The following is a 9,537-nucleotide window of genomic DNA, read 5'->3' as shown; positions in this document are numbered from 1 at the left end:
CTAGCGGATTTTTTATACAGATAGCGATAGCTTCATGTTTTTATTAGGCTGCCATAATGTTAACTAAGTGACATTGGCCTTATGGTAACTCTTTTATGTTGTAGCAAACTGACTATTGTATAAATTTGCATAAAATCCATTTTCCTTCAATAAATCTTTGTGATTTCCTTGTTCTATGATTTTCCCATCTTTCATAACTAAAATTAAATCTGCTTCACGAATAGTTGAAAGTCTATGAGCAACGATAAATGAAGTTCTACCTTCCATTAATTTATTAAAAGCTTTTTGAATATAAATTTCTGTACGAGTATCTATACTACTAGTAGCTTCATCCAAAATTAACATAGATGGTTTTGAAAGCATAATTCTAGCTATACATAATAGTTGCTTTTCTCCTTGAGATAAAGAACTATCTTCTGAAAGTATAGTATCGTAACCTTTAGGTAGTTTCATAATAAATTTATGAGCATGGGCAGATTTTGCAGCTTTAATAACTTCATCTAAAGTTGCATCTTCTTTACCATAAGCAATATTTTCTCTAACTGTTCCAGAGAAAAGCCATGTATCTTGAAGAACCATTCCATAAAGGCCTCTAGTACTAGTTCTAGTTATATTTTCAATGTTTATATCATCTATTTTAATTTCTCCTGTTTTTATATTGTAAAATCTCATAAGTAAATTAATTAAAGTAGTTTTACCACAGCCTGTAGGGCCTACTATTGCAATTCTATCTCCAGGATTAACTTCTAAATTAAAGTTTTCAATTAAAGATTTATCGTCACTGTATGAAAAACTTAGATTATTTATACGTACTGATCCTTTACATGATTCTAAGTTAATAGCATTTTCATTATCTTGAACTTCAGGTACTTCATCTAATATTTTAAAGACTCTACTAGCAGATGCAAAGGCAGCTTGTAATTCAGTTATAACACCTGAAATTTCATTAAAGGGCTTAGTATATTGGTTAGCATAACTTAGAAATGCTGAAAGATTACCTACAGATAAATTCCCATTAATAGCACTTATTGCACCTACAATCCCTACAGCTGCATAAACTATTCCATTTACAAATCTAGTTACTGGATTTGTAAGGGCAGAGTAGAATTGAGCTTTTTGACTATATTTATATAATGTTTTGTTGATTTTTTCAAAGTTTTCCTGAGCCCTATCCTCATAAGAAAAGGCTGTAACTACTTTTTGATTTCCTATCATTTCTTCAACATAACCTGTTAATTCACCACGAACTTGTGATTGCTTTTTGAACATAGACTGACATCTCTTAGCTATTGTAGAAGCAGTAAACAAAGAGATAGGAGTAATTATAACTACTAATAAAGCAATTTTTATATTTATTGATAGCATAAATAATAAGGTTCCAACTATGGTAATAACACCTGTGAAAAGTTGGGAAAATCCTTGAAGCAATCCATCAGATACTATTTCTATATCATTGATAACACTATTAATAATAGATCCATGGGAATTTCCATCTATATATTTTAGTGGCAACTCATTTAACTTATTGAAAACATCTATTCTTAAATCTTTAATAGTTTTATAACTTACAATATTAGTACATCTAGTCATAATTAGTTGAAATAATGCAGAAAATAATAAATTAATTAATAGCAAAAGTAATATATGTATAAGTCTAGAAAAATTAACATTTCCTTTTCCTATAATAAAATCTACACCATTACCAATTAATATAGGAGTTAATAGAGTTAGACTAATATTAATTACAGCACTTATAAAAGCAATTATTGTATATTTATTATAAGGTTTTGTATATTTTAAAATTCTTTTTATTATAGTAGTATTCAAAGGCTCACCTCCTAATTATTTAATTGTGAAGAATATATTTCATTATATACTTCACAATTTTCAAGAAGATAATCATGAGTTCCTATTCCAGCTATTTCACCATTATCTAAGACGACTATTTTATCAGCATTTTTAATGCTGCTAGCTCTTTGAGAAACTATAAGTACTGTCATATCTTTAGTTTTTTCTTTTAAAGCCTTTCTTAAATTAGCATCTGTTGTGAAATCTAAGGCACTAGAGCTATCATCTAAAATTAAAATTTCTGGTTTTGAAATTAAGGCTCTTGCAATAGTAAGTCTTTGCTTTTGTCCTCCAGAAAAATTTTTACCACCTTGAAGTACTGGAGAATTATATTTTTCTTCCAAGGATTCTATAAAGGAATAAGATTGAGATATCTCTAACGCTTCAGTTACTTCATCTAAGGTGGCATATTCCTTACCCCATTTTAAATTATCTAGAATACTGCCTTTAAATAAAACTGCTCTTTGTGGAACTATTCCAATTAATGATCTAAGTTCTTTTAGGTTATAATTTCTAGCATCTATACCTTTTATAAGCACTTGTCCATTATTTGTGTCGTAAAATCTAGGAATTAAATTTATTAATGTAGTTTTACCAGAACCAGTTCCTCCAATTATACCTATAGTTTCATTTTTATTAATACTTAAATTAATATCTTTTAAGGAATACTCATTAGAATCTTTATAAGAAAAAGAAACATTTCTGAATTCAATTAAAGAATTATTATTTTCTTTTTCTACATTATATTTAAATTCATTATCAGTAATGGATGATTTAATATTTAGTATTTCTAAAACCCTATTTGCTGAAGTTGCACCTTTTGTAAGTGTTACTACTAATTGAGAAAATACTATTAATGAAAGTAATATTTGAGTTATATAATTAGTAAAAGCAATTATTTCACCTTGAGTTAATGAACCTATATTAACTCTAATACCTCCATACCATAATATAGCTATAATAGCTATATTCATAATCATATATGTAATTGGATTAAGTAAAGCTGAAATTTTTCCTACATTAATTGAGGCATTAGCTAATTCAATAGTTGCTTCTTTAAATCTTTCCTTTTCACTTTCTTCTTTAGAAAATGCTTTAATTACTCTTGATCCCTCAAGATTTTCTCTAGTAATTAAAGATAAATTATCTAATTTTCCTTGAATTACTTTATATAAAGGAAGAGACTTACTCATAACAAGATAAATAACTAGAGCTATTAATGGAGTAGTTATTAAAAATATTATTGAAAGTTTTAAGTCAATAGATATAGCCATAATTGTGGAACCTATAATTATAAATGGACTTCTAGTACCTAGCCTTATTAGCATAGCAATACCTGTTTGAATTTGATTTATATCATTAACCAATCTAGTAATTAGTGTAGGGGTTCCTATTTCATCAATTTCTGTATAAGAAAGATTATTTATATGTTTATATAATTGGCTTCTTATTGAGGTTCCTGCACCTTGAGAGGCAATAGACGCATAATATTGACATATAAGAGCAAAGGCTAGGCCAATGGCACCTAAAAGAATTAATATTCCTCCCATTTTATAAACATAAGGAATATCTTTGTTTGCAACACCAATATCAATAATTTTAGCCATAACAATTGGAATTAATAATTCTAAAATAGCTTCAATTAATTTAAATATTGGACCAAGTATTGCTTCTTTTTTGTAGTCTTTCATAAAGTAAATAAGCTTTAACAATAAAATCAGTCCTTTTTATAAAATTTTATAATAATATTCATTATATCACTAAAAATAAATAATTAAATAATTACTTAATTTATAAAAATAAAGAATATCTTAAATATTAATTAAATCTTTGACCAATAAAGCTGTACTGTGATAATATTTTATAGATTATATTATTTATAATGGAGGTGCAGTAATGGATTTTATGAAAAACTTTCTAAAGGGAGTAGCAATTAGTATATCACAAATTGTTCCAGGAGTAAGTGGAGGAACTATTGCAATGATACTTGGAATATATGATAAATTGCTTCATGCAGTTAATAATATTTTAAAAGATTTTAAGAATCAGTATAAAATATTGTTACAAGTTGGAATTGGTGCTGTAGTTGGAATATTTTTATTTAGTAATATAGTAAAAGCTTTATTTGATAATTATCCAATTCCTGTAGGATATTTATTTATTGGAGTAATTTTGGGTGGAGCACCACTTATGTTTAGAAAAGCTACAGTTAAAGGATTTAATAAAAAAAGCATCTTATATTTAATTTTAGGAATTATAATAGTTTTAATGATGGGAACTCCTAATAACGATGCTTCAGCAATAATTACATCCTTAAGCCTTATAAATTTCATTTGGCTTTTCATTGGAGGAGTAGTAGTAGCAGTTGCACTTATTTTACCGGGAATAAGTGGATCATTTATGCTTTATATTTTAGGACTTTATAATACTGTTATAACAGCAGTTGTACAGTTCAATATTCCAGTATTAATTCCAATAGCTTTAGGTGGAATAATTGGAACATTATTAACAGCTAGAATAATTGAGATGTTAATAATTAAGTTCCCAGAACAAACTTATATTTTAATTTTTGGATTTATATTGGGATCAGTATTTTCAGTTTTCCCAGGAGTAGATGGGTTAAATAGCCTTATAGGAATAATACTTGGAATTTTAGGCTTTATATTTACATACTATATAAGTAGAAATGAGTAACTAAGAAATACTAGCATGCAGAATATAAAAAAATATATAAGATTAGTTAGTAAAAGTTAAATCATATGTATAATTTTAAATATTTAAGTATGTTAAGTATTTTTAACATGTTTTTAATATAAATATAATTAAAGCATGTTATTATTAAAATAATCTTTAATACAATATTAATAATTTCTTTTATTTATTATTAAAAATTTTAATAACAAATAAAAGAAATGATGCTTTAGTTAACATACTTATCCTTTAATATGTAAAAATCACTTTATATTAGTATAGAGTGATTTTTCTTTTTTTAAATAAAAGAATCCTATCCTTATCAAAATTAAGCTGGTTTATTAGAAGAATATATTTAAGTTTATTGACTTAAAAAAAAATAAGATATATAATTGGTTAGAAGTCTAACAAAAGTGTGGTGATAATAATGAGTGAAGTTAAACATATTGGGAGAAAAATTAATATACTTTCACATAAGATTAAAAGAAGAATAGGAAAAGTAGGATTAGAATATGGAATTAGTAGTATGCAAGCAAAAATTTTAGGCTTTATAAATAATAATTCTTCTAAAATAGATATATTTCAAAAAACTATTGAAGAAGAATTTGATATTAGACGTTCATCTGTAACTAGTGTTCTTACATTAATGGAAAAGAATGAGCTTATAAAAAGAGTAAGTGTTTCAGAGGATGCAAGACTTAAAAAGATTATTATGACTGATAAGGGAATAGAGGTTCATAAATTAGTTTATAAAGAAATTGAAAAAATAGAAGAAATTATAGAAAATAATCTATCAGAAGAAGAATTAAATAGTTTTATTTCTATTTTAGAAAGATTAACTAAAAAAATAAGTGATTAGTTTATATATATATTGTTAGGGTTCTAACAATATATATAATAATAATTTATAGTTTATTTTATACAAAAAAGGAGGAATAATATGATAAAAAAATTAGCCAGCTATATTGGGGAGTATAAAAAAGATTCAATAATAACACCTATATTTATAGCATTAGAAGTAATAATGGAAGTTATTATTCCAGTGTTAATGGCAATGATAGTTGATAATGGAGTAGAAAAAGGTGATATGAAATATGTAACAATAGTTGGAATACTAATGTTGGTTATGGCTTTCATTTCATTAAGCTTTGGTGCTGCAGCTGGAAGAACTGGTGCAAAAGCTTCAACTGGTTTTGCTAAAAATTTAAGAAAAGGAATGTTTTATAATATTCAAAACTTTTCTTTTGCAAATATAGATAAATATTCTACAGCAGGACTTATTACAAGATTAACAACAGATGTTACAAATGTTCAAAATGCTTATCTTATGATAATAAGAACCTTTGTTAGAGCACCATTTATGCTTATATCAGCTATGATTATGAGTTTTTATATAAACTTTAATATGGCATTAATATTTTTAGGAGCAATAATATTTTTATCAATAGCTTTATATTTAATTATATCCAATGCACATCCAATTTTTAAAAGAGTGTTTAGAAAATATGACGATTTAAATGCTAGTGTTCAAGAAAACTTAACTGGAATAAGAGTAGTTAAGGCATATGTAAGAGAAGAACATGAAATTAATAAATTTCATAAAGCTTCAAAGAACTTATATGATAAATTTATAAAGGCAGAAAAATTAATTATATTAAATGCACCAGTTATGCAATTTACTATGTACACAATAATTCTTTTATTTTCATGGTTTGGAGCGAAATTTATAGTTTCAAATACTATGACAACTGGTGAGCTTATGAGCTTATTTACTTATGCAGGTAATATACTAATGAGTCTTATGATGATATCTATGGTTCTTGTTATGGTAACAATGGCTAAATCATCAGCAGAAAGAATTGTTGAAGTTCTAGAAGAAGAAAGTACATTAAAGAATGGAAAAAATCCTATATTTGAAGTTAAAGATGGATCAATAGAATTTGAAAATGTAAACTTTAGCTATAGCGATGATGATGAAAATTTAAGTTTAGATAATATTAATTTAAAAATTAAATCAGGTGAAACTATAGGAATTATAGGTGGAACAGGAAGTGCAAAATCTACTTTAGTTCAATTAATACCAAGGCTTTATGATGTAACAAGTGGTAGTGTCAAGGTTGCTGGCGTAGATGTTAAAAAGTATGATATAGAAACCTTAAGAAATGCTGTATCAATGGTTCTTCAAAAAAATGTATTATTTTCAGGCACTATTAAAGAAAACTTAAGATGGGGTAATAAAGAAGCTACTGATGAAGAAATAATTAATGCATGTAATGCAGCTCAAGCAAGCGAGTTTATAGAAAATCTACCAGATAAATATGATACTTATATAGAACAAGGTGGTACAAATGTATCAGGAGGTCAGAAGCAAAGACTTACTATAGCAAGAGCTCTTCTTAAAAATCCTAAAATATTAATCTTAGATGATTCAACAAGTGCAGTAGATACTAAGACAGATTCTTTAATAAGAAAAGCCTTTAAGGAATCAATTCCAAATGTAACTAAAATAATAATTGCACAAAGAATTTCTTCGGTAGAAGAAGCAGATAAGATAATAGTATTAGATGATGGAAAAGTAGATGGAATTGGTACTCATAAAGAATTATTAGAAAATAATGAAATATATAAAGATGTATATAGAGGACAAATGAAAGGAGCTGGTATTGATGAAGTCTAATAATAAGAAAAATAATTTTGGACCAAAGGGACCAGGGCCTATGAGAAAAAGTAAAAATCCAATGAAAACTTTAAAAAGACTTTTAGATTATGTATTTAAAGAATATAAATTAAAATTTATATTAGTAATGTTTCTTATATTAGTAAGTTCACTTGCAACTGTAGCAAGTACATTATTTTTAAAGACATTAATTGATGATTATATAACTCCATTTTTAGGACAAAGTAATCCGAGTTTTATGCCATTATTAAAAGTATTAGGCTTTATGGCAGTTATATATTACACTGGAACCTTATCAACTTATCTTTACAATAGAATGATGGTATTTATAGCACAAGGTAGTCTTAAGAAAATAAGGGATGATATGTTTGAACATATGGAAAAGCTACCTATAGGATATTTTGATACTCATCCACATGGAGAGGTGATGAGTCTTTATACAAATGATACAGATACATTAAGACAAATGATAAGTCAAAGCTTACCTCAACTTATTTCATCTGTAATTACAGTTATTAGTGTATTTATATCTATGATGATTTTAAGTATTCCTTTAACTTTAGTTGCTTTATTTATGATATTTGTAATGTTTAAAACAATAAAAAATATCGGCGGAAAAAGTGCTATGTACTTTGGTAAGCAACAACAAGATTTAGGAAAAATAAATGGATATATAGAAGAGATGATGGAAGGACAAAAGGTAGTAAAAGTCTTTTGTCATGAAGAAGAAACTAAAATTAAGTTTGATGAATTAAATGAAATGCTTAGAGATAGTTCAGATAAAGCAAATACTTTTGCAAATATTTTGATGCCTATAATGGGTAATCTTGGATATATAAATTATGTTTTAACAGCTGTAGTAGGAGGAGTTTTAGCAATAGGAGGAATTGGTGGATTTACAATTGGATCATTAGCGTCTTTCCTTCAACTTACAAGAACTTTAAATCAGCCAATAGGCCAAATGTCACAACAATTCAATGCAGTTATAATGGCACTAGCAGGAGCAGAAAGAATATTTGAAATGCTAGATCAAAAGCAAGAAGTTGATGATGGATATGTTACATTAGTTAATGCTAAGATAAACAAAAATGGAAATATAGAAGAAGTAAATGAACGTACTGGAGTATGGGCATGGAAGCATCCACATAGTAATGGTACTATCACTTATACTAGAATGCTTGGAGATATGGTATTTGATGATGTTGACTTTGGATATAATGAAAAGAAAACAATTCTTCATAATATAACTCTATTTGCAAAGCCAGGACAAAAGATAGCTTTTGTTGGAGCAACAGGGGCTGGTAAAACAACTATAACAAACTTAATTAATAGATTCTATGATATTCAAGATGGAAAAATAAGATATGATGGAATTAATATTAATAAAATTAAAAAAGATGATTTAAGAAGATCCCTTGGTATAGTACTTCAAGACACTCACTTATTTACTGGAACAATAGCTGATAATATTAGATACGGTAAATTAGATGCAACTGATGAAGAAGTACATGCAGCTGCTAAATTAGCAAATGCAGATACATTTATTAAGCATTTACCTAATGGATATGATACAAAAATAACTGGAGATGGAGCAAACCTTTCACAAGGACAAAGACAGTTACTTGCAATAGCTAGAGCTGCAATAGCAAATCCACCAGTATTAATACTAGATGAAGCAACTTCAAGTATAGATACAAGAACAGAAGCAATAGTTCAAGATGGTATGGATAAATTAATGGAAGGTAGAACAGTATTTGTTATAGCTCATAGACTTTCAACAGTTAAAAATTCAGATGTAATTATGGTTCTGGAACAAGGAAGAATAATAGAACGTGGAAATCATGATGATTTAATTGATAAAAAAGGAAAGTACTATCAATTATATACAGGGGCCTTTGAATTAGAATAAAATATAAAGTTAAAGTGTTAGAAAGATAAATATAATCTTTCTAACACTTTTTTTATATGAATTAATAGTTATATTTTAAATAAAATACTCGTAAGTGATATAAATAATACAAAAATAAAAAATAGGATATAATTCAATTAACGGTATTCTTAGGGAGATTTAATGATGAAGAGTAAGTTAAAATATATTAATGACAAATTAATATGATATTTAGGAATTTCAAATTTTGGAGGTAATACTGCTTAAATAAATGGAGTTTTTCATCCTAATTTTAGGAGAATAGGAGTTTTTAATAAGCTTATTGATATAGCTTTAGATGAATGTAAAAAAAGAAATTTTGATGAGATATTACTTCTTTGTGATGATAGATCATATCATGCTATAAAATTTGTAAATAATAAAAATGCAATTT

General features: G+C 26.7%; 6 protein-coding genes. 4 read left to right on the top strand and 2 right to left on the bottom strand.

The features are described from left to right. Window positions 1–93: 93 nt before the first annotated feature. Together ACQPVP_RS07815 and ACQPVP_RS07810 are read right to left on the bottom strand one after the other, a co-directional pair. Window positions 94–1,827, bottom strand: a complete 1,734-nt coding sequence (locus tag ACQPVP_RS07815) for an ABC transporter ATP-binding protein (protein WP_430848784.1) — start codon at window positions 1,825–1,827, stop codon at window positions 94–96. Window positions 1,828–1,838: 11 nt separating this feature from the next. Then, window positions 1,839–3,560, bottom strand: a complete 1,722-nt coding sequence (locus tag ACQPVP_RS07810) for an ABC transporter ATP-binding protein (protein WP_430848782.1) — start codon at window positions 3,558–3,560, stop codon at window positions 1,839–1,841. Between the two features lie 184 nt (window positions 3,561–3,744). Between ACQPVP_RS07810 and ACQPVP_RS07805 the strand changes: the two genes are divergently transcribed. The 4 genes from ACQPVP_RS07805 to ACQPVP_RS07790 all read left to right on the top strand — a co-directional run bounded on the left by ACQPVP_RS07805 (window position 3,745) and on the right by ACQPVP_RS07790 (window position 9,125). Next, window positions 3,745–4,542 carry a DUF368 domain-containing protein gene (locus ACQPVP_RS07805; RefSeq protein WP_430848780.1) on the top strand — a complete coding sequence of 266 codons (798 nt, stop codon included), beginning with the start codon at window positions 3,745–3,747 and terminating at the stop codon, window positions 4,540–4,542. A 424-nt stretch (window positions 4,543–4,966) separates the two neighbouring features. After that, a complete protein-coding gene (locus tag ACQPVP_RS07800; RefSeq protein WP_430848778.1) occupies window positions 4,967–5,398 on the top strand; it encodes a MarR family winged helix-turn-helix transcriptional regulator in 432 nt (143 codons plus the stop codon). A gap of 81 nt (window positions 5,399–5,479) precedes the next feature. Next, window positions 5,480–7,216, top strand: a complete 1,737-nt coding sequence (locus ACQPVP_RS07795) for an ABC transporter ATP-binding protein (protein WP_430848776.1) — start codon at window positions 5,480–5,482, stop codon at window positions 7,214–7,216. Then, window positions 7,206–9,125: an ABC transporter ATP-binding protein gene (locus ACQPVP_RS07790; protein ID WP_430848774.1), complete on the top strand. Its 1,920-nt coding sequence runs from the start codon at window positions 7,206–7,208 to the stop codon at window positions 9,123–9,125. Before ACQPVP_RS07795 ends, ACQPVP_RS07790 begins: the two co-directional genes overlap by 11 nt. The last annotated feature ends 412 nt before the right edge of the window (window positions 9,126–9,537 follow it).

The organism is Clostridium nigeriense, assembly GCF_050585265.1.
Lineage (GTDB): Bacteria > Bacillota > Clostridia > Clostridiales > Clostridiaceae > Clostridium > Clostridium nigeriense_B.
This window is presented reverse-complemented; position numbering and strand designations above follow the sequence as displayed.

What these genes read in the sequence shown, in the direction of transcription:
- ACQPVP_RS07800 (WP_430848778.1), top strand. Translation starts at nt 4,967, where the DNA reads ATGAGTGAAGTTAAACATATTGGGAGAAAAATTAATATACTTTCACAT.
- ACQPVP_RS07790 (WP_430848774.1), top strand. Translation starts at nt 7,206, where the DNA reads ATGAAGTCTAATAATAAGAAAAATAATTTTGGACCAAAGGGACCAGGG.
- ACQPVP_RS07805 (WP_430848780.1), top strand. Translation starts at nt 3,745, where the DNA reads ATGGATTTTATGAAAAACTTTCTAAAGGGAGTAGCAATTAGTATATCA.
- ACQPVP_RS07795 (WP_430848776.1), top strand. Translation starts at nt 5,480, where the DNA reads ATGATAAAAAAATTAGCCAGCTATATTGGGGAGTATAAAAAAGATTCA.